Below are 21,204 nucleotides of genomic sequence, written 5' to 3' on the forward strand. Positions count from 1 at the left end.
CTCCACTCCCCCTCACCGCGAAAGACCACAGCGCGCATCGTCTCTCTCATGGCCAGATCTCCACCATATCGCCGACTCGAAGGTGGATGGGATCCATTCGAACCGGCAGGGAAGGACCCGGACGGAAATCCGGGCCCAGGAAGAACATTTTGCGCAGTCCTCGAACGAAGCACCCCGCTTGCGCCCATCGCTCATCGGCGCGTTGCACTCGAGGGTCCAACAGCGCATCGCATCGAAGGAGGATCCGCTCGATTTGCGATACCGTCGTTCCTTCCGGAAGAGGGATCGTCGTGCGCAAGAAACCGCTCCGCTCGAGCTTGAAATAAGCTAACCCCAGGTCCGATGTATACCAGCTTGGGTCTCCTGCGCGTTTCACGGCGAGGCTCACGCCCGCATCGCGTTGCTCGGAAGCGATCTCAACGTACAGATAGCGGCGGGGGTCGAGAATGCGCCGACCGACGTGGAGCGTCGAACCCAGCTTACCTTCTCGGCGTAGCTCTTCGGTCATGATGCGATACGTCCATGGGTGTTGATCCATCAACTCCTCGCGCGCGGCCGCGCTCGTGTCGAAGGGGATGGGACGAAGTGCGAACCGCATGGACGAGTGTCCGCGATCTGAGAAGTTATTGTTGTCGGAGGCGATCAAGAGCAGTGGGTGAGCGTCTTCTCGTCGCCCGCGAAAGCGGAGCGTTCGATGTCGCGTGCCTTGATAGCGAGCGTCCAGGATGTGGCCTTCCGAGGTGACCGTCACCTCGTACACCCATTCGATGTCGGTCGCTCGTCCCCATCGTGCCATCAGGGCATTGGTCTCCGTCCCTCCATCTTCGTTGCTGAAGATGACGCTATAGCGAATCGTGAGCGTCTCATGCTCGCGCATCGTCTCGTACCACATAAGGAGAGGAATGTCCGTGAACCTCCCGATGCTGTTCGGGCGGGCGTAGAGGATCGGCGCATGCGCCAGCGGGAGAAATTCTGGATCGGTACGACTCACCGGATGCAATGCCAGCTCCTCGATGAGAGGGGCAGCGACGTGAGGTGCGGATCGAGAGCGATTCCAGAGTACACGAATCGTGTGGGGTCCTGGTCGTATCCTTCCCAGATGAAAGGAATAGCGGAAGGACGCCTCTCCCGCGAAGAGGATCACGTCTTGATGATACCGTCCATTCACCAGGATAGTGAGCGTGGCAGCTTCGCGTCCCTTCTCGCCCCAGTTCGCTTCTGGAACTCGGGCGCGCAGCTCGGCCCAAACCTCTGATTCCACATCCACGCGGAAAGAACGCTCCAGGAGAACCTGTGCGTGAGCGCGCGGGAGAAAGAGGAAGCCATGGATGAGCAGAATCCCCCATATACCCCACGGCCACCCGCGGATCCGTTGAGGCCATCGCCGGCATGTCATCTCAGGACTCGCTTCCTCCGGCGTCAGAATTCGATCCTCACCGTTTTGATCTCGTAGGGCTTAGTGGGGACAATCACTTCTCGCCCATTCACAGTAACCGGGGCGATCTCACGTTCCACAAGGGTAACTTCTGCGGCGGCCTTCGGTGGCTTGGGAAGTTGGATCTTCACGTCGGCTGCTCTCCCGGCGAATTCGTAGAATCGGAGGATCCACGCTTCGGCGTCCTCGGCCTTCTTCAAAGCCGTGAGAACCACCGTGCTCGGTTCCAAGCGAAGGAACGAATGGATCGGAGGAAGCGAGCCGCGATGTCCCGTCGTGGGATATGGAATGAGCGGGTAGTTCAACTCGTATCCTCGTTGAACGGTTCCCGCGTGAACCCAATCCCCCACGTGGGGATATACGGCGTAGGTGAAACGATGCCGTCCCTCATCGGCATGCGGATCGGGATACGCGGGCGAGCGCAGCAGCGTCAAGCGAATAACGTTATCGCGCACGTCGTATCCGTATTTGCTATCGTTGAGCACGCTGACGCCGTAGGTCCCATCCGAGAGGTCTGCCCAAAAGAGCGCCGGGACTTCGAACTTCGCTTGCTCTTCGGGCGTGCGACGCGTCGTCGGGCGCTGAATTGAACCGAAGGGGATCTCGAACGTCGCCTTCGGGCTGCGCACGGAGACGGGGAAAGCCACTTTCAGCAGGATGTGCTTCTCGCGCCAATCCGCATCCATCTGACATTCCAGACGCGGGATCTTCGGATAGAGGACGAGGTCTTGGATGAACGTCGAATTCTGGAACTTCTTCACCACGCGGATCACGGCGCGCGTGGGGCCGGTCTCCAACACCTTCACTTCCTCAGCTCGACGCAGCTCCCATTTCTTCTCCTCGAAGTTAGCGTCGATGTTCCAGGCGTCGTAGACGGAGGGTTTGTCGTAGAACGTCTGCAGGAGATTCCCGCATCGAGATTCATCAAGGACTTCTCGACGAGCGATCTTATCGTACAGGCTCGTGATGCATCCGGATTGGGCGTCCACGGTGACCCGGAGGAACTCGTTCTCCATCGTCAGACCGGAGACCGAGAGGGAAGATCGGAGAGGAGCGCGCCGTGCTACGGGGATAGCGCGGAAGACCTTATATCCGAGCGGTGGTACATCTTCGGCAATGAAGCGAATCTTCGCGCGGTTTGTCTCCGGATCGCGCGCGATCGTCTCGGCGATGAGCCGTCGGCCTTGAGGATCGCGGACTTCGACCTCGGCGATGGGATCCGGGAACGTGAGAACAGCCTCGACGACATCTGTGCGCGTCCATGAGAGCGGATTGAAGACGATGAGCGGCAGTCCGGGACCTTTCGTATGGATGCGATCGGCCAGCTCTCGCAGAGCATCATGGAGGACCTCGCGTCCGGCGCGACGCACTTCGGCATAATCCCGATCGGCATCACGATAAACGGCGGCGATGCTGCTGCCGGGAAGGATGTCGTGAAATTGGTTGAAGAGCACTTTCTTCCACGCGGCATCGAGATCACCCTGCGGATAGCGGTGACCGAAGAGTTGTGCGAGCGAGGCGAATTTCTCCGCGTTGAGAAGGAGGACCTCACTCTGGCGATTGTTTCGCTTCGTCTCCGCCTGGCTCGTGTACGTGCCGCGATGCGTTTCGAGATATAGCTCATCGCGCCAGACCGGCGGATTCAACCGTGGTAACTCGGCCATCGCCCGCTCGAAGAATTCGTGCGCGGTGCCGAAAAAGAGCCGGGGATAGATCGCGCCGGCCGATCGCCATCGTGCAGCAGTCTCCAACATGCTCCGCGTTGGTCCCCCGCCGTGATCTCCGACGCCATAAAGGTGCATGTACTCGCGATGCCCTGTCGCCGCCGCGTAATCGGCCAGGTCCTTCGCCATCGGGACGGGCTCGATGGGATTTCCGTAGTGATTCGGGAAGTAGGTGAGGACGCGACTGCCATCTGGCGCCTCCCACCAGAAGAGCCGATAGGGAAAGCGCGTGACTTCGTTCCAGAAGAGCTTCTGCGTGATGAAGAAATCCATGCCGGACTTCTTCAAGATCTGCGGCAGTTGCCAATTGTAGCCGAAGGCATCCGGATTCCAGCCGACGCGGATCTCAATGCCGAATTTCTCCTTGAAATAGCGAGTCCCATGCAGGAATTGTCGGACGAGCGATTCCCCATGCGGCAAGTTCATATCCGATTCGACCCACACGCCGCCGACGATCTCCCATCGGCCCTCGCGCACGCGCTGTCGGATCTGTTCGAAGAGCTTCGGGTATTTCTCCTCCATCCAGGCGTAAGTCTGAGCGGCTCCGTGCGTGAACGTGAACTCCGGGAATTCGTGCATCAACTGCAGGACTGTAGAGAAAGTGTCGCGCACGATCTCGACCGTCTCCGTCCATGGCCAGAGCCAGGCCAAGTCGATATGAGAGTTGCCCACGGCGCGAATCGAGAATTCTCGAAGCATGGGAAGGATCGGCGCCAGTGCCTCGCGCGCTTCACGCAGAGAACGATCAAAGGCCTGCTGGTCGCCTCGGTCGAGAGCATCGAGATCGAGCCTCCGCAACGCGGCCTCCAGATATTGTTCCCATCGCGCGCGATCATCTCTCCGCACATTCAGCAGCAACTCCGCGGCCTGACACTCCTGCAGGAACGTTCGGGGATCGGGACGAGAGGGCGGTGCCTCGACCTCCAATTGTCCGGCGCGCACCCATGTGCGCCCACCGGGCACATCGGCTTTCACCGCGATCACGAACGTATCGCCCGGACGCGCGCTCTCGGTCAGGACGATGGGATCGAGATCGTTCCCTTCGGCTCGTTTCTCCCCATTGAAGAAGACGGTGAGATGGACAGGATTCTCCCCGACGATGCGGATGCGCAGGCGCAGTCGCGCTCCTCGAATGTCATACCCTCCAATCGTCGAAGGCAACGTCACGCGGTAGCGGAACCACGCTGGCCCCGTGCTCCATTCGTCGCCGACCGGGAAAGGCTTCCACATCGAGTCATCGAGATCCGTCGCCTCTCCCCTCAAGACGAATCCTTCCTTGAAGCGCCACGGCGAGAGGGGGAGGACGGTCGCCTCCTCCAGGCGTTTGAAGATCGCCGCGCGATCCACAGATTGAGCGAAGAGGGAGGGTGACAAGAAGGAGGCCGAGATCAAAGGGATGAAGAAGGCGCAGCTCCATCTCTTCCAGCGCATCGCTCTTATCCTCCATGTGGAATTCTGCGAGGCCGTGCGCATCCCCGAGGGGATGTGCGGCATCCTCGTCATTCTCGAATCGAGAAATAGAGAGGATTGGTGAGCGCTGTAATTCCCCGCTCGTCGCGCAGGTTCAAACGAACCCACGTGCGCGGTTCCGCGGGCCAGGGAAGCACGCGCACGAATTCCGGCGCGTCCACGTGGATCCGATCGGCCACGCGCCCGTTGACGATGACCTCGACGATCTGCCCGACGCCTCCTTTCACCTCGATGCGCAGTGCGAGGCGCTCGCCCGCGCGAGCGATAGGGATCTCGTCGCCCATCATGTAGCGATGGCCGCGCGCGTCCTCAGCGAAGAGGAAGAGATCGGGACCATCTGGTCCGCGCGTTTTGATGAAGACGCGACCCGATTTCAATCCCGCTAAGATGGCTGGCTCCGAAAGTTCGGTCGCATAGACGACGGTCGTCGGAACACCCATGACGTGATCGGGATGTTCGCCGGTCCCCGCCCGATGATCGTCGCTGCCGCCGATGCCCGTGAGGCGATACCCCTCATTGAGACGAGCTTCCCAGAAGGGGATTCCGCTGAGCGGTCCTTCCACGCGATTGCCGTTGATGACTTCGATCATATCCACCTTGCGGAAATCCGTGGCGTGGACCTCCTCCCATCCGCAACCCATGCACTGTTCACCCGTAGGATGCGCGGGATGATTGATCGAGATCAGTCCTCCAGCGCGACGGACGTCGTCGAGAAGATCGTTGATCGTTCGCCCTTGCCAGCCGAGACGGAAGTCAATGAACGCGCTCGTCCCGTAAACGTTCGCGTGCCCGCGATAGGTCGTCAACTCGCGCCCGGGCAGGAGGAGCAGGGGAGCGAAGTATTCCTGCAACCGGCGCATCTCCGAATGGTGACTCGTCGTGTTGTGATCAGTGATGGCAAGGAAATCGAGGCCCCGCGCCACCGCTGCTTGCGCGACGCGGAAGACGGGGCAGGGAATCAGCTCGCCCTGGCCATTGCGACAGCGTCCGTCACTGTGCCCGCTGTGTGTGTGAAGATCGCCGCGATACCAACCCGGCTCCTTCTTCAACACGCGCGGTGTGCTCGGTTCGGAAGCGGGTGGTGCGGGCGAACGAGCGGGGAATAATCGGATTCGGATCGTATAGCGGGAGACCTGATCCGGACGAATGTGTGGGACGCCGAGGAGAATACGCCACGTCCCCGCCGGAAGGTCGCCGGGCAAATAAGAGGGCGTTGCCTCATCACGCGCGATGAAGAAGCGCGTCTTATCGCTGCCGCTCCAGCCACGAAAGCGTACAGGATCAAACACGCCGATGTCTATGGTCGTGCCCTCACCCCGATGGGTATAAGCGTATTCGACTTCCAGGCGTTCGAGTGGTTCGGGGACGACGAACTCCCGCACGAGATACGTCCCGTGATCGGCGCGCGTGATGGTTCCTTCGAGGACGATCTCGGTGGATTGACGCGGGGAAGAAGGAAGAGCGAGAGCGAGGAGACAGCCGAGGACAAATGGCGGGATGAAGATCCCACGCATGGCCGACATCAGAAGGCGCAGGGCGAGAGCGACTCGCCCTGCGCCTTGGCGACTTCAGAAGTAGAACTTCAGCGCGAATTGCATGACGCGCGGATCACCGGCGAGGTTACCGATGCGACCGAAACTGCCGCTGGAAGCATTGCGGTCGGGCAAGCCGAACTGCGGCGTGTTGAAGGCGTTGAACATCTCCCAGCGGAATTCCAGGCGTCGGCCCTCGCCGAAGTACTCGAACGTGCGCGCGAGCGCGAAATCGAAGTTGACCAAGCCTGGCCCGTAGAGCGTATTCCGCCCACACGTTCCCAAACGCGGTGGCGATGGAACGCGATAGGCCGTCGTGTCGAACCAGCGGTCCACCGTGCGCTGATCCTCGGGCAAGGTCCCGTCGCGCAAGCAATCGGCCAACGCCGTGACCATGCCTCCGCCGCGCGCTCCGCCTAGGGCAGTGTTGTTGGCAGTGGCGATGATCGTGAAGGGACGACCCGTTCGCATGACGGTGATGCCACTGATCCGCCAGCCGCCCAGGATGTGGGAAGCCACGCCCTCATTCAGATACGCGCGCCCGCGCCCGATCGGCAGCTCGTAGTTGTACGCGAACACGAAGCGATGCCGATAATCGAAGTCGCTCGGTCCGCGTCGCTCCCGGATATTGTGCGCGTTCTGCAGGAAGCTCCCCGAGCCGCCCGTGAACAAATGCTCCATCGCGTAATCAATGGACTTCGACCACGTCCACGCTCCCTGGAAGCTCAGGCCGTGGCTGAAGCGCTTCTCGACCGTCACCTCCATCCCGTGGTAGCTCGAGTTCCCCATGTTGTCTCGGTACTCGATCGGCCCGAGATCGGGATAGGGCAGGATCCCTGTCGGCGTCCCATCGGGATTGAAGAACTGCTGATTGATGTTGCGCAGGACCGAGAGGTGCGTTCCCTTCGTCCCCACGTATTCGATCGTCGCGATGATGTTGCCGGGGAGCAGTCGCTGGATCCCGAAGTTCCACTGATCCACGGTGGGGATCACGGCCTCGGGGTTCACTGCGCGCAATCGCACGTTCCGCGGATCTACGGCGCCCGGATCGAGCGAGAGGTTGAAGCCCGTGCGCAAGCGCATGTTGTTGGCCGTCGTGTTCGGGTTGGGAGCTGTCACCACGTTATTGACGACCCACGGGAGGTTGAGCCCGAGTTGATCTTCGCTCCCCGCGCGCTCGAAGAGCATGAAGAACCGCCCATATCCGGTGCGAAGGACCGTATTGGGCGTCAGCCGATACGCCAGACCGATGCGCGGCGCGACGTTGTTCTTGTCTGACCGGACGAGGCTCTTGCCAACGGTCGAACGTTCGAAGCCCGGGAAGGGCGCGGCCGTGAAGCGTCGCCCCGTCCTCGGATCGAAGTTCGTCAACCGATCTCGCCCCTCATAAGGCCACGTGGCGAAGTCGTATCGGAACCCGATGTTCATCGTGAGCTTCGGCGTGACTTTCCAGTCATCCTGCCAGAAGAAAGACGCCATCCAAATGCGCAGGTCCACGACATGCGGATTCGTCAATTGAGCCGCCGAAGGGTAACCGAGCAGGAAATCGGCCATACCGATGCCCGTGCGGTTCCCATCGAACGTCCAATCGCCGCGCATCGCCGGCAGGTCGAGATAGATGTTGCGCATGGGCAGGCGCACGTCCACGCCAAATCGAAGCTGATGCGCTCCGGCGGTCACGCTCACCATGTCCCACCATTGGAACTGGTTCGTGAATTGGAACTTGGGCAGGAAGACGGGAGAGCCCAAGTGATCGAGCCCGCCGCCTTGACCGCCCGGAATCGTCTGCGTCCCACCTCGGGCTTGGATGCGAATGGCCGGCAATCCGCCGCTATAGAGCGGATCGTCCCGAACCCCGAGGATTCCGAATTCCGCGAGCGTGTTCTTCCTATACGGATCCTGCACGCCGTTCGACCAGTTGCGCCCCCATCCGATCCGGAACTCGTTCAGCACGCGGGGGCCCAGCGTGCGATTCCATCCGATCGCCGCCGAATGCCCTTTCATGAAGAGTCGTCCGAAGGCCGAAGTGGATGTGCCGTCAATGATCCCGCCGAACACCCCCGGGACGTAGCGGAAGCGGTCCGAGAAGGTGTAGCGCACGAAGACGTTGTTGTTGGGATTGACCTGCCAATCGCCGCGCACGGTGAACTTGTCCGTGTCGTCAATGAGCGTCGGCGTGCGCAAGAAGTTGAAGACGTTTCGGAGCGGTCCTGAACCCGGCAGGTTCGGCAGCGGTACCAGATCGAGAATGCGCTTGGCCACCGGATCAATGCACTCGGGCGGGATCTTGTTGTCCTTGAAGGAGCCGTCGGGATTGAAAGCAGTGGGGACCTTCGCCCGGCAGTCGCCCACGCGGTCGAAGATCCTCGCATATCCGGGTGCAGAGAAGTCACCGATACGCTCGTTCGGCAGTGGGACGTTCCCCAGGCGCGTCACCCCTCGACGAATGCGCGTGCCCTCGTAGTCGAAGAAGAAGAACGCGTGATTGCGCACGATCGGTCCTCCCACGTTGAAGCCGAACTGGTTCTGCCGATTCTTCGCCTTCTTCGCTCCCGCGCGATTCAGGAAGAAGCTCGTCGCGTCGAAGATGTCATTGCGTCCGAACCAATAGGCCGTCCCGTGGAACTCGTTCGTGCCGCTTTTGGTCGTCACGGTGATGGCCGCTCCAGGACTGCGTCCGTATTCCGCCGAGTACGGGTTCGTGATGATCCTGAACTCTTGGATGGAATCCACCGACGGGCGCACGACCTGCGTCGTCAGCTCCTGCACGTTCGTGGAGATGGAGTTGTTGTCCACGCCGTCCAAGATGAAGTTGTTCTGCAGCGAGCGCACACCGTGGACGTTGACGCCGCCCGTGCGTCCAGCCGCCGTCGCTCCCCCTTCTTCCGTATAGCGGTCGCCCTGCACGCCCGCGATCAAGCCCATCAAATCATCCCAGTTGCGCATGCTGAGCGGCAGATCGGTCACCATGCGATTCTGCACGACGGCTCCCGGAGAAGCATCTTGAGTCGAAAGCAACGGCGTCTGCGCTTCCACGATGACCGTCTCAGCGATCTCGCCCACTTCGAGCGTCAGATCCAAACGCGCTCGCTGTCCCACCTCCAGCACGACGTTCTCGCGAATGAATTTCTTGAACCCCTGCGCTTCCGCCGTGATCGTGTAGGTCCCAACGGGCAAGCTCGCGAACGTGTAATAGCCCGACTGGTCGGTGACCGTCGAATACTCGACGCCCGTTGCCTTATTCTTGGCGACGATGGTCGCGTTCGCGATCACCGCGCCCGTCGGATCCGTGACCAGCCCGGTGAGGCTAGCCGTGTGGATCTGCGCCGCTCCGCGCAGGAGCAATCCTGCGCAGAGCACCCACAGGCACGCGATGAACAGGTTCTCGCGTCGCATACGCTTCCCTCCTTTCAGGATTGATTGGCTCACCATTATATGCGATCGGCATTAACGCCGGGTAAAAAAGGCCTGAAATCGGCGTGAAATCCGTCGCCGCGCCCTCGAGCGCCGCGGCGGTGATTCAGAACGTGCGCGTCCATTCGCTCGACCATCGCTCGACGATGACCTTCTTCTCCGTGTAGAACTCAATGGCATCGCGTCCCTGGCCGTGCACGACGCCGAAGAAACTCTCCTTCCAGCCGCTGAACGGAAAGAACGCCATTGGCGCAGCTACGCCGACGTTGATACCGATGTTGCCGGCTGGCACTTCGTAGCGGAACTTGCGCGCCGCCGCACCGCTGCTGGTGAAGAGCGAAGCCATGTTCCCATAGGCATGGCGGGAGATGATCGCGATGGCTTCGTCCACCGTGTCGGCGCGAATCAGGCTGAGGACTGGTCCGAAGATCTCCGTTTGCCAGACCTCACCGCCAGGCGGGACATTCTCCAGAAGCGTCGGCTTGATGAAATTCCCTCGCTCGTAATGGGGGATCTTCGCCCCGCGTCCATCGAGCAGCAGCGTCGCGCCCTCGCTCACCCCCTTCGCGATCAAAGCTTCGATCCGCGCCTTGCTCTCGCGGGTGATGACCGGCCCCATTTGTACGCCTTCGTCCAACCCGTATCCGACCCGGATCGCGCGCGCGGTGTCAGCGATAGCTTCGCGGAATACGCGATGTGCTTCGCCGACGGTGACGGCGACCGAGATGGCCAGACACCGCTGCCCAGCGCATCCGAAGGCGCTCTCGCTGATGATCCGCGTCGCCATTTCCATATCCGCATCGGGTAGGACGACGACGTGATTTTTCGCACCGCCCTGGCATTGCACGCGCTTGCCTTGAGCGGCCGCGCGCGCGTAGATGTACTTGGCCACGGGGGTCGAACCGACGAAACTGATCGCCCGTACATCCGGATGGTCCAGAAGCGCATCCACGGCCGCCTTCGTCCCATGCACGAGATTCACCACGCCCGGTGGAAGGCCCGTTTGCTCGATCAGCTCGAACGCGCGCATGATCGAAATGGGGACTTTCTCCGAAGGCTTCAGGACGAACGTATTCCCGCACGCGATGGCATAGGGGAGGAACCAAAATGGTATCATGACCGGAAAATTGAACGGTGTGATGGCGGCCACGACACCCAGGGGTTGACGGATCATGTGCTCATCAATGCCGCGCGCGACGTCTTCGAGATTGTAGCCCTGCATGAGCGTGGGGATTCCGCAGGCGACTTCGATGTTCTCGATCGCGCGGCGCAGCTCGCTCCGCGATTCCGCGAGCGTCTTGCCGTTCTCTATGGTGATCAAACGAGCCAACTCGTCAAGATGCGCCTCGAAGAGCGCCTTCAGCTTGAAGAGGTACTGGATGCGCTCCTCAGCCGGCGTGCGTCGCCATTCGGGGAACGCCGCAGCGGCCGCTTCGACAGCGCGCGCGATGTCGGCTTCCCCGGAGAGCGGCACTTCGGCGAGGACTTCCGCCGTCGCCGGATTGGTCACCGGCAATGCCTCTCTCGTCATCGCTGGCACCCATTGTCCGTTGATGTAGTTGACAAGCCGCATGGGTTCCTCTCCTCCTTCCCCTCGCGCCGTGCGAAAGATGCGCGAGGAAGATCATCACCGCAGCGCTTCGCACGCCTCATGGCGCGAAGTCTCCGAAGTAATCGGGATCTTGCTCTCGGAAGATCGCCAGCAGCCGATCGGCCAGCTCCCATTCGCCGATCAGCGGGTGAACAAGTAGCGCCAGCCGCGCCCATTTCGCCGAACGTTCTACGGCGGCGCGAATCACCGAGCGCTCGTAGGCTTTCACCGAGAGAACGAGACCGCGAACGACCTCGGGCATTCGTCCGAGAGCCAACGGGCGCACATCCTCGCGCGCGACCACACATGGGACTTCGACCACATCGTCCGGTCCCAAATCGGCGATCGCGCCGCGATTGCACACATTCAAGACGAGGCGTCGCGATTCCGTTCCCCAGAGCGCCGTCAACACATCCAGCGCAACGCGATGATAGCCGGTCGCCGCTGCGAATGGATCTTCCGCCTCGAGCAACTCCGCGCGTAGAGCCGATTCGGCCTGTCCCTCCAATCTCAAGTACGATGCCGAGCGGCGCTGGAGATAAGCGCGATAGATCGCCACCGCTTTCTCGGGACGACCAGTCCCGATCTCCCGCTTGAGGTCTCGAAAGAGCCTCTCGTTCAACTGCTCCAACTCCTCACCGCGGCTCGCCCCCACGCGCTTTTGATTCGCCAGCGCCCGCGCGTGTCCGTAGTAGAAGAAGAGGTATTCGGTCGGGATGAGCCCGAGCGCGCGAATTAGCTCGGGGTCGAAGAGATCCGCCGGATAGAGGCGCCGCAGCTTCTCGTCGTCATGGAGTAATCGCGCCATCTCATCGCGACCGCGCACGAAGACGGCTCGCACCCATCCCAGGTGATTGAGTCCGAAATAGTCGCACACGACGTCTTCCGGCGGCTCTCCGAGGACGCGCGCGATGCGGTGAAAGAGTTCGCTCGGCGTATCGCAAATGCCGAGGACGCGCAACCGCGTTTGCATCGTGAGCGCTTGCGTGATCACTCCTGCCGGATTCGTGAAGACGAGGATCCACGCTTCGGGATTCACGCGTTCGATCACGCGCGCGTGTTCGAGCACGACGGGGATCGTGCGCAACGCCATGGCCCATCCCCCTACGCCCGTCGTCTCTTGTCCGACCAAGCCGTGCTCGATGGCCGTGCGTTCGTCGCGGGCGCGAGCGCGGAGGCCGCCGACGCGAATGCTCGTGATGATCGCCGCGGCATCGGCCACCGCCTCCTGCAGATCATCCGTCACCGTCAAAGCGAAGGTCCCATCCCTCTGCCGGAGCAGCTCCTGCCCGAGCGCAGCCATGAGTTCCACCCGCTCGCGCTCGACATCATAGAGGGTCACCTCACGCAGGCCGAGCGATGCTTGTTGCTCCAGGAGTCCGTACAGCAGCAACGGCGTGCGCACCCCTCCACCACCGATGATCGTCAGCTTCCGCCGACTCATGGTTCCGCGCTCCCTGCCGAAATCCTTCGCAGCGCTTCTTCGATCTCTTCCTTCGTTGGAAAGGCGGCCACCCCGCCTAAGCGTCGCGTCGAGAGAGCGCCACAAAGAGTGGCGATCTGCAAGCAACGCTCTGGCGACTCGCCCGAAAGCCATGCGTACAGAAAACCGGCGTCGAAGCAATCGCCTGCCCCAGTCGTATCCACTGGAGAGACGGGATATGCTTCCTGCGCGAACAACTCGCCGTTCCAGAGGAGCATTGCTCCGGCTGATCCGCGCTTCAATGCGATCCGCGAGATGCCCATGCCAACGAGCGCGCGCAAGGCGCTCTCCGGATCGCGCTCCCCCGTCAACTCGAAAGCCTCCCGCTCGCTCGGGAAGAAGAGATCGAGGACGCACAGCGCGCGCCGGGTTTCCGAAGACTGAAGCCATTCGGGATGCCATCCGACGTCCAGCGAGAGGCTCGTCCCATGCTCGTGCAAGAAGTCGCCCAGTGAGATCAACACCGATGGCTCGGGCGCGCACGCCAAATGCACATGTCGTGCCGCCCTGAGTTCCATCCAGGTGCTCTCCTTCGCGAGCCATTCCGGGAGCGCCCGATTGGCGCCCATGTAGGTGAAGAACATTCGATCCCCTTCGCGCGAGACGCTCACGGTCACTGCCGTCGGTTCCTCGTCATGCCAAATGAGCTGGCGCGTATCCACCCCGCAAGCCGTCAGCCGTCGTTTCATCCATTCGCCTTCATCGCATCCGAGGACGGCCAGCAAGCTCACCCGCATCCCCCATCGCGCTAATCCGCATGCCGTGATGGCGGCGCCTCCTCCGATCTCGCGGGCGAAGCGCTGGGCGAAGACTTCTTCACCAGGTTGCGGCCATGCCGGGAGGCCGCTCAAGATCAGATCCACGAAGACATCGCCCACAGTGATGACATCCCAGGTCTTCGCATCCATCATGGGCGAAGTGAAACCTCCCCCATCGTCTCGGGGACGAAAGGCCATTCGCCTCTTCGGCGAGCCCGCCAGAGATAGGCGCCGATGCCCAACACGAGCAATCCCATTCCCGCCAGGATGAAGGGAAGGCCACTGGAGACGAGGATGTACATCCATCCGAAGAAGGCGACGAGCACGGGCACCGGATACAACCACATGCGGAAAGGACGGACGATGTCCGGTCGAAATCGCCGGAGCATCACCACAGCCAAGACCTGTGCGAGGTATTGGATGACGATCTGAATGACGAGAAGCGCTTTGATGATCTCATCGAGCGTGAACCAACAGGCCGCCGCCGAGAGCACTCCGATCGTCACGAGCGAGAAGGCTGGAAATCGTTTAGTCGGATGAAGTCGAGCGAATGGCGCGAAGAATCGGCCTTCGATCGCCGCCGCATAGGGGACGCGCGAATATCCGAGCAGAATGGCGAAGATCGAGCCGAGCGAAGCCCATAAGATCAATCCCGTGACGAGATGGCCGGCCCATGGACCGTACAGGCGTTCGATGAAATCGGAGACGATCGAGCTGCTCCGCATGGCCTCGTGCCAAGGGATGACGCCCAAGATTGTGACGCTCATGGTGATATAGAGAACGGCCACGGCGAGGATCGCGAGGATAATCGAACGCGGGATCGTCGTGCTCGGATTCTTTACCTCGCCGCCGAAGAGGCACACGTTGAAGTATCCCCCGTAGCTGTACATCGCGATGAGCGTCGCGCTCCCAAGGCTCAGGACGAAATCTCGGGAGAGGTCGAACGCTCCGGGAGGGACGTCGAGGACGAGTCGCCAATCGAAATGTCGCAGCCCGGAGATGACGACCCATCCCACGGTCAACATCACGACGATCCAAAGGGCGACGGATAAGCGTCCGACCGAACGGATGTCTCGATAAAGTAGCGCGGTGACGAAGAGGCAAAGACCTGCGGCCAGTAGCTTCGTCTCCCACGCCGTCATCGCGGGCCAGAAATATTTCGTGTAGAGCGCGAAGCCAACAGCCCCGGACGCGATCGAAAGCGGCGCGATGAAGATCGTCTGCCAGATATAGAGGAAGCTCATCAATCGCCCCAACCGGTTCGGTCCATAAGCTTGTTGCAAATAGAGGTAGGGGCCTCCGGCGCCCGGCATCGCCGCCCCCAACTCCGCCCAGACCAATCCATCGCAGAGCGAGATGAGCGCGCCCACGATCCATCCGATCAAAGCGTGCGGTCCGCCCATTGTCGCGATCATGATCGGGATCGTGATGAACGGCCCGATCCCAATCATGTTGAGCATGTTGGTCGAGGTCGCCTGCAGCAGGCCGATCCCTCGAACGAGACCGGGGCGATCGTGCGTCTCCGCGCGTTCCATGCGAGCGCTCCTTTGGCGCGCGACCGAGGAGTCAGAGCTTCGCGCGGCGCAAGCTGATCATGTTCGCGAAGAGTCGGTAGGCACCGACCACACCGGCCGGAAGCTGGCGATAGAAGGCATACGCGGCATAGATGTAGGTCCCACGCCCATACCGAGCGGCGAGCATCCCTCCGCGCTGGGGCTCTTGCCCGCGATCGTGCGACATGAGCAGCGGTTGATATCGCGAATCCCACTGGGTCATGAACTTCGAGCCGCGCTGTTCGACCCATCCCTCGAAATCGGCTGCCGTGATCCGATTCGGCCACGTGAAGATGGGGTGCGTAGGATCGAGGATCGTCACCGGCGCATCTTCCTCAGAGACTTCTTCCGCGCGCGCGCCGAGCAGATACGGATATGGACCAAAAGGTGCGGCGTCGAACTCCTGCGTTTGATATTGCACGATGAGCACTCCACCGCGCTCGACGTAGTCGAGCACGCGCCGATTGTAGGCCTTCAGATCATCCCGCACGGCGTAGGCGCGAATGCCGATCACGATGGCGTCAAAGACCTCAAGATTGCCCGTGGCCAGATACGATGAATCAAGCAATCGAACGGTGACGCCCAATTGCGCCAATGCTTCGGGGACGTCATCTCCGACGCCCATGATGTAGCCAATCGTCAAACCCGGGGCGACCTTCACGTCCACGCCGCGCAGTTCGATCGTCGCCGGGCGATAGAGATGGCGCGGCTCCAACTCGCGATAGGCGATCACTTGATACCCCTCCGCGTACTCTCGCCCATTGTATTCGGCCACGGCGTGCACCCGATAGCTCTTGCCAGCTTCGACACGGGGTATCGAGAGATGGAACGCAAATGTTCGAATCTCTCCCTCGTAGGTGAACCGGAAGGTCGCTTCCGGCGGCGAGACAGTCCATCCCAGAGGCACGCGCAGGCGGACTTTGCCCTCGGCCGCACCTTTCACGGCGTTTCGCACTTCGACGCGCACGGGATAGGGTAGCCGCGTCACGCCCGAAGGGATGATGCCGATGCGCGGAGAGACGGTCACGCTTATCGGTGGGGCGACCATCAGCAGCCGACGCTGTTCTCCCCAGGGGCGATCCACGAAGATTGTTTGCGCCGGCTGCATCACTGTGAAGATCACTCCATCCACGCGATACGTGAACACGCCGACGACCTCTGGCGGAGGCCACGGCAAGTTCAGAAATTCCGGTTTGTGGATCAGGTACACGGCGTCGTGGTATTCCGACGCGCGCGACCAATAGGGACGCGTCGGCTCAGCGTCCTCGGGAACAGTGACCTCGAATCGCGCGCGGGCTTGATCATTCCGCTCCAAGGGGCGCAGCTCCTGCTGCAATGAACGAACGCGCCATCCCGCGGGAGTGCGCAGGGCGATCTCCACCGGCTCCACCCGTATGGGACTTCGATTGATGGCCGTCGCCGTCAGGGTGAAGCGTTGCCCGGGAATGGCGACCGAGAACGTCTCTCGAAGCCGCATCCATTGCGCGTTGCTGGGAAAGCCTTCTCCTTCTTCGCTCGGATCTACGAGAACATCGAAGGCCATGCCCAAAGCCTTATTCATCGCTTCCATGAACTCTCGCTCTTTATTGCGCAAGAGGAAAAGCAGATGGTCCTTCGCTCCCTCTTCGAGCGATGCGCGTTCCACGCGCTCGATGAGCGCGCGCGTCCGGCGGAGTCCCGCAGTGAGCTGGGGCACGACGATCCACGGATGCCGCGCGTCAAAGCTCGTGATGGCTCCTTCCACGAGCGTTTGCACCTCCGCCAGCTCAGAGCGGAGATCGAGCGCCGGGGCAGCGAGCTTCGCCAGACCGAGCCAACTCGTCTCTAATCCGTCGAAGAGGCTCGCCTCTCGCTCGACTCTCGGCAACGTTGTGTCCACTAGTTGCAATGCGACGCGCGAAGAACCGCGCGGAGCTCGCGCCTGACCAGCTCCTTGCGAGCGTTGACGGCTCAAGCCTTCGCGACCGATCTCTCGATATGTGCGGCCGAGCAGAGGATCGTACATTCCCGTCTCGATCTCTAACGTGGGGGACTCTCGATCAGCAACCCCGAAGCGGAAAGGCGCGACGTAAAGCTTCTTCGCCTGCCAAGGGCGCAGCCCTTCGGCGAAGTGCTCCGGAAAGCGATTGGGATCGGCAGCGGCGCGAAACGCTTCGCGCGTGATCACGCCAGCCGCTTGATGGTTGCCGTGTCCATCGGAAGGATCGCCCCGAAATCGGGAGATGATGATATCGGGCCGATACAAGCGAATGACGCGCACGACATCGCGCAAGACGGTCTCCCGCCCCCATTTCTCCAGCGTCTCATCGAGCCGCTTCGAGAAGCCGAAATCCACGACGCGCGTGAAGAACTGATCCACGCCGTAGTAGCGCCCGGCCGCGAGCAGCTCCTCCGTGCGGAGAATACCCAGTGCATCGAAAAGCTCTGGGCCGATCAGGTTCGCTCCCCCCTCTCCCCGTGTGAGCGTCAGCAAGCCCGTCCGGACCCCTTGTCCGCGACTGAGCCACGCGAGCAATGCTTCGTTCTCGTCATCCGGATGCGCCGTCGTGTGGAGGACGGTCACCGTCGTGCGCAAGCGCAGGAGCGCCTGCCAGACGGCCGCGGCATTCTGATTCTCAGCGATCTCTTGGACTTGCGCCGAAATGGGGACGAACCCACCGAGCGAACTGAGGACGACTAGCCCGATGAGGCATGTGGAGAGTTTCCTCATGATCACTGGCTCCTTTCTCCGCCTTCCAGGGAAAAGCGCAGGCTACCGCCCATCCCCTCATGGGGGCTACGACCGATGGCCCTCGTGGGAGGATCCCCACGAGGGCGCTCTCTCCATGATCGCGTTCCGGCAAGGCCGGTTCAGAAGTACAGCTTCAACCCCAGTTGAATCTCACGGGCCGGACGTTCGGGATTCCGCAGACTCGTCGTCCGTCCGAACGTAGCGCTGGCGACATTCGAGTCCGGTGCCGCGAACTGCGGGGTGTTCCACACGTTGAAGAACTCCACGCGGAACTCCAGATAGCGCTCTTCCGTGAAGCGGAACTTCTTGAACAGGGAGATGTCCCAATTGTGAAAGGCCCATGAGCTGATCGTATTCGGACCGCAATTGCCGAAGGTGAAGGGCGCCGGAATGCGGAAGGCGCTCGTGTCGAAGTAGCGCGCGAGCGTAGGCTTGAAGCCAGAGGGGAAGGGATTCCCTACGCAGTCGGCGCGCGAGGTGTGTCCGGGACCCGTATTGCTCCGATCCGGCGCGTAGATCGTGATCGGGACGCCGCTTGTGGAGCTGACGATCCCATTCAGTTGCCAATCGCCCAGCAGCTTCGCCAGCACGCCTTGATTCAGGAACGGTTGGCGCGGCCCGAAGGGCAGCTCCCAGACCCAATTCACCACAAGACGATGGCGTTGATCGAAGGGCAGTCGTCCGTAGTCAGCGCGCATGTTGTAGACGTTCTGCGGCAGGTTTTGCGGGTTCACATTTCCGAACGTTGGCGAGAGTTGCTCGCTCACCGTGCCCAACGCCTTTCCCAACGTATACGCCACGTTGAACGCGAAGCCGCGCGAGTAGCGTTTGTTCACCGTGATCTGCAGCGAGTTGTAGTTGGATGTCCCATCGGTGCCGAGCCATTGAATGTACGCACAGGTGCCCGGCGCGAGGCAGAAATCCGGGAAGGGGAAGATGACCGGACCGACGCCCGGCGTGACGATCCGACCCTGATTCAGATTCCGCAGCTTCCGAATCTTGCGGTTGTAGTTGCCGACGAAGGAGACGTCCACCGAGAGATCATTCGTGAGGAGGATCTGCGGTCCGAAGCTAACCTGCTGCGAATACGGCGAACGCTCGTGGAAACTGCGCGAGCGGATCTGGAGCCGTCGGACGTCCACCGTCGGTGGCGCTGGCAAGAAGCCATCTCGGAGCAATAGCAGCGGCGGCGCACTGCTGGGCACGCTCAAACTCGCATCAATGACCTGCGGCGGGTTCAACTGGAGCATGCTCTCGCTCCCCATGCGATCCATCACCTGGTAGAAGATGCCGAATCCGCCGCGCCAGACCATTCGCCGATTCGGCGCGTAAGCGAAGCCGAGCCGCGGCGCCAGGTTATTCCGGTCCGGACGAACGAGCGTGCGGGAGAAGAGCCCCTGTCCCTTCGGCGCCGGTTGAATCGGCGGGAAGGGATTCGGCGCTGCCGTGATCAATCCTCCGCGCCCGCCGTTGGCCGAAGGATCGAAATTAGTCGTCAGATCGTTCCGCTCGATGAACGGCGTGAAGTACTCGTAGCGCACACCGTAGGTGAGCGTCAGCTTCGGCGTCGCGCGCCACGCATCCTGAACGTACCACATGAAACCGTCAATGTAGTTGTGCACGACATGTGGCGTCGTCGTCTGCTGGAAGAAGGCTTGCCCGAGCAGCAGATTGGCGAAACTGTCGCCGATCCAGAACGTGTTGAACGCCAGCTCCCCATGTGGCGCGCGCACGTCGAGGAAGTTATTCACGAGCCGCTTGTACTCGAAGCCGAATTTGTATGAGTGGGCTCCGCGAATGTAGGAGACATTGTCGAGGAACTGGTAGACCTGCGAGACCTGAAACTGCGGACGCCATCCCGACGTCCCCAGGAAACTATACCCGACGACGCGAATCCACGGCAGGCCGTAGACGAACTCGTTCGCGGGGGCATTCCGGAGACCGAACTCGGCCGCCGCGCTCCCTTTCGGCGCGAGCGGTCGGGACCAGCTCTTGATGCGATTGAACCCGAAGCGGAAATCGTTGAGCAGATTCGGCGAGAACGTGTGATCCCAAGTGAACGAGAAGACCTGGCCCCGCACTTCGCTATTGGCGCTGAAGCCACCGGTGGCCAGCGGATTCGGGAACGGTCCGCGCTCGATCAGCGCGCGTTCGTCGAAGAAGCTGTAAACGCCGAAGATCACGTCCTTCTCACCGATCCGGTGATCAATGCGAGCGTCGAATGAATCGTTGTTCGTCGGAATGTTGATCGAGGAGACGAAGGTGAACGGAGAGATGCCCGGCGCGTTCGGCAGCGGATAGAGCGCGGCGAGCCTCATCCCCACGGGATCGGCGCACGGACGTCCATCTGTGCGCGTAGCGTTCAGATTGAGCCGATTGGGCGGCGAGATGCAGGGGGCGATGACCGAGAGGAAATCCGGCGGCGCTGTCAATACGGGACGCTCGCTGAAATCACCTTGGCGCATCCTCGCCGTCGGCACCGTGCCCGTCAGCGTCGTCTCCCGCCGCGAACGCAGGCCCTGATAGTCGAAGAACCAGAAGGTGCGATCTCGTCGAATCGGTCCACCGACGACGAATCCCGCTTGATTGCGAAGGAATTCCCCTTTCGGGATCACGCGCGAGCCATCCGGGCGTCGCCCCGCCGCGTTGGAGAAGAAATCAGCAGCGTCCAAATTGTCGTTGCGATGGAACCACCAGGCCGTTCCGAAGAGATTGTTGCTCCCGGAGCGGATCTCGGCGTTGATCACCGCGCCTTGGAACCACCCGAACTCGGCGTTGTAGGTGCGCGTCTGCACGCGAAATTCTCGGAGGGCGTCCGGAGGCGGTTGCACGACTTGCGGACTACGCTCTTGCGCGTTGGTCGAGAACGAATTGTTATCCACGCCGTTCAGCGCGAAGTAATTTTGCAAGGAGAAGTTCCCGTTCACGTTGATCTTCGCCTCGCGCGGATTGCCGCCGCTTGGAGTCGGCACGGCGCCCGGGGCAAGTAGGATCAAGTCCGAATACCGTCGGCCATCCAAGGGCAGATCCACGATCCGCCGTTGCTCCACAACGGCGCCCACATCAGCGCTCTGCGTCTGGAGGATCGGGACCGATTCGGTGACGATCAATTCCTCGGTGATCATCCCCGGTTGGAGCGTCACATCCACTTGCAGGCGTTCTTGCACGTGCAGGATGACATTGCTGCGGACGGCCGTTTGAAATCCGGGGGCTGAGACGCGAATCTCATACGGCCCGGGTTGCAGAGCCGTAGCGATGTAGGCGCCGGTCGCATCGGTCACGACCTTCACGCTCGTTCGCCGCTCCAGGTGGATGAGGGTCACTTCCGCGTTCGGAACCACAGCTCCTGTTGGATCGGTGACCGTCCCGAGGATGATCCCCGTGTTGATCTGCGCATTCATCCCGTAAAACAGGCCGAGAGTCAGAAGGAGAGTAGGCATTCCGAAAATGTTCCACCACGCTTTGTGATACCTCCTCATGCTGTCTCCCTCCATCTTCGATTCCCTGCGCAAT

At 61.4% G+C, this 21,204-nt stretch carries 10 protein-coding genes; all 10 read right to left on the minus strand.

Annotation, left to right across the window (positions count from 1 at the left end):
• Positions 1–46: 46 nt before the first annotated feature.
• The 10 genes from NZ746_02650 to NZ746_02695 all read right to left on the minus strand — a co-directional run bounded on the left by NZ746_02650 (position 47) and on the right by NZ746_02695 (position 21,170).
• Positions 47–1,396, minus strand: a complete 1,350-nt coding sequence (locus tag NZ746_02650) for a hypothetical protein (GenBank protein ID MCS6816261.1) — start codon at positions 1,394–1,396, stop codon at positions 47–49.
• Between the two features lie 23 nt (positions 1,397–1,419).
• The gene (locus NZ746_02655; protein MCS6816262.1) at positions 1,420–4,590 is read right to left on the minus strand and encodes an alpha-mannosidase; all 3,171 of its coding nucleotides are present in this window, start codon (positions 4,588–4,590) and stop codon (positions 1,420–1,422) included.
• 68 nt (positions 4,591–4,658) lie between these two features.
• Positions 4,659–6,143 (minus strand): CehA/McbA family metallohydrolase, encoded by a 1,485-nt coding sequence (locus NZ746_02660; GenBank protein MCS6816263.1) that lies wholly within the window; start codon positions 6,141–6,143, stop codon positions 4,659–4,661.
• 54 nt (positions 6,144–6,197) lie between these two features.
• Complete coding sequence (locus tag NZ746_02665; protein MCS6816264.1) at positions 6,198–9,557, minus strand: TonB-dependent receptor; 3,360 nt, start codon at positions 9,555–9,557, stop codon at positions 6,198–6,200.
• Positions 9,558–9,681: 124 nt separating this feature from the next.
• Positions 9,682–11,148 (minus strand): CoA-acylating methylmalonate-semialdehyde dehydrogenase, encoded by a 1,467-nt coding sequence (locus NZ746_02670; GenBank protein MCS6816265.1) that lies wholly within the window; start codon positions 11,146–11,148, stop codon positions 9,682–9,684.
• 76 nt (positions 11,149–11,224) lie between these two features.
• Positions 11,225–12,610 carry a 6-phospho-beta-glucosidase gene (locus NZ746_02675; GenBank protein ID MCS6816266.1) on the minus strand — a complete coding sequence of 462 codons (1,386 nt, stop codon included), beginning with the start codon at positions 12,608–12,610 and terminating at the stop codon, positions 11,225–11,227.
• On the minus strand, positions 12,607–13,560 hold the full coding sequence (locus NZ746_02680) for a carbohydrate kinase family protein (protein ID MCS6816267.1): 954 nt from the start codon (positions 13,558–13,560) through the stop codon (positions 12,607–12,609). Before NZ746_02680 ends, NZ746_02675 begins: the two co-directional genes overlap by 4 nt.
• Complete coding sequence (locus NZ746_02685) at positions 13,557–14,942, minus strand: APC family permease (GenBank protein ID MCS6816268.1); 1,386 nt, start codon at positions 14,940–14,942, stop codon at positions 13,557–13,559. The genes NZ746_02680 and NZ746_02685 overlap by 4 nt, the downstream gene beginning before the upstream one ends.
• A gap of 31 nt (positions 14,943–14,973) precedes the next feature.
• Positions 14,974–17,670, minus strand: coding sequence for a PIG-L family deacetylase (locus tag NZ746_02690; GenBank protein MCS6816269.1), 2,697 nt, complete (start codon positions 17,668–17,670; stop codon positions 14,974–14,976).
• Positions 17,671–17,810: 140 nt separating this feature from the next.
• The gene (locus NZ746_02695) at positions 17,811–21,170 is read right to left on the minus strand and encodes a TonB-dependent receptor (protein ID MCS6816270.1); all 3,360 of its coding nucleotides are present in this window, start codon (positions 21,168–21,170) and stop codon (positions 17,811–17,813) included.
• Positions 21,171–21,204: the final 34 nt, after the last annotated feature.

Source organism: Blastocatellia bacterium, from assembly GCA_025055075.1.
Classification (GTDB): Bacteria; Acidobacteriota; Blastocatellia; order HR10; family HR10; genus HR10.

Coding starts and splice junctions, on each gene's coding strand:
- NZ746_02665 (MCS6816264.1), bottom strand. CDS start 9,557: ATGCGACGCGAGAACCTGTTCATCGCGTGCCTGTGGGTGCTCTGCGCA.
- NZ746_02695 (MCS6816270.1), bottom strand. CDS start 21,170: ATGAGGAGGTATCACAAAGCGTGGTGGAACATTTTCGGAATGCCTACT.
- NZ746_02670 (MCS6816265.1), bottom strand. CDS start 11,148: ATGCGGCTTGTCAACTACATCAACGGACAATGGGTGCCAGCGATGACG.
- NZ746_02680 (MCS6816267.1), bottom strand. CDS start 13,560: ATGATGGATGCGAAGACCTGGGATGTCATCACTGTGGGCGATGTCTTC.
- NZ746_02660 (MCS6816263.1), bottom strand. CDS start 6,143: ATGCGTGGGATCTTCATCCCGCCATTTGTCCTCGGCTGTCTCCTCGCT.
- NZ746_02655 (MCS6816262.1), bottom strand. CDS start 4,590: ATGCGCTGGAAGAGATGGAGCTGCGCCTTCTTCATCCCTTTGATCTCG.
- NZ746_02675 (MCS6816266.1), bottom strand. CDS start 12,610: ATGAGTCGGCGGAAGCTGACGATCATCGGTGGTGGAGGGGTGCGCACG.
- NZ746_02690 (MCS6816269.1), bottom strand. CDS start 17,670: ATGAGGAAACTCTCCACATGCCTCATCGGGCTAGTCGTCCTCAGTTCG.
- NZ746_02650 (MCS6816261.1), bottom strand. CDS start 1,396: ATGACATGCCGGCGATGGCCTCAACGGATCCGCGGGTGGCCGTGGGGT.
- NZ746_02685 (MCS6816268.1), bottom strand. CDS start 14,942: ATGGAACGCGCGGAGACGCACGATCGCCCCGGTCTCGTTCGAGGGATC.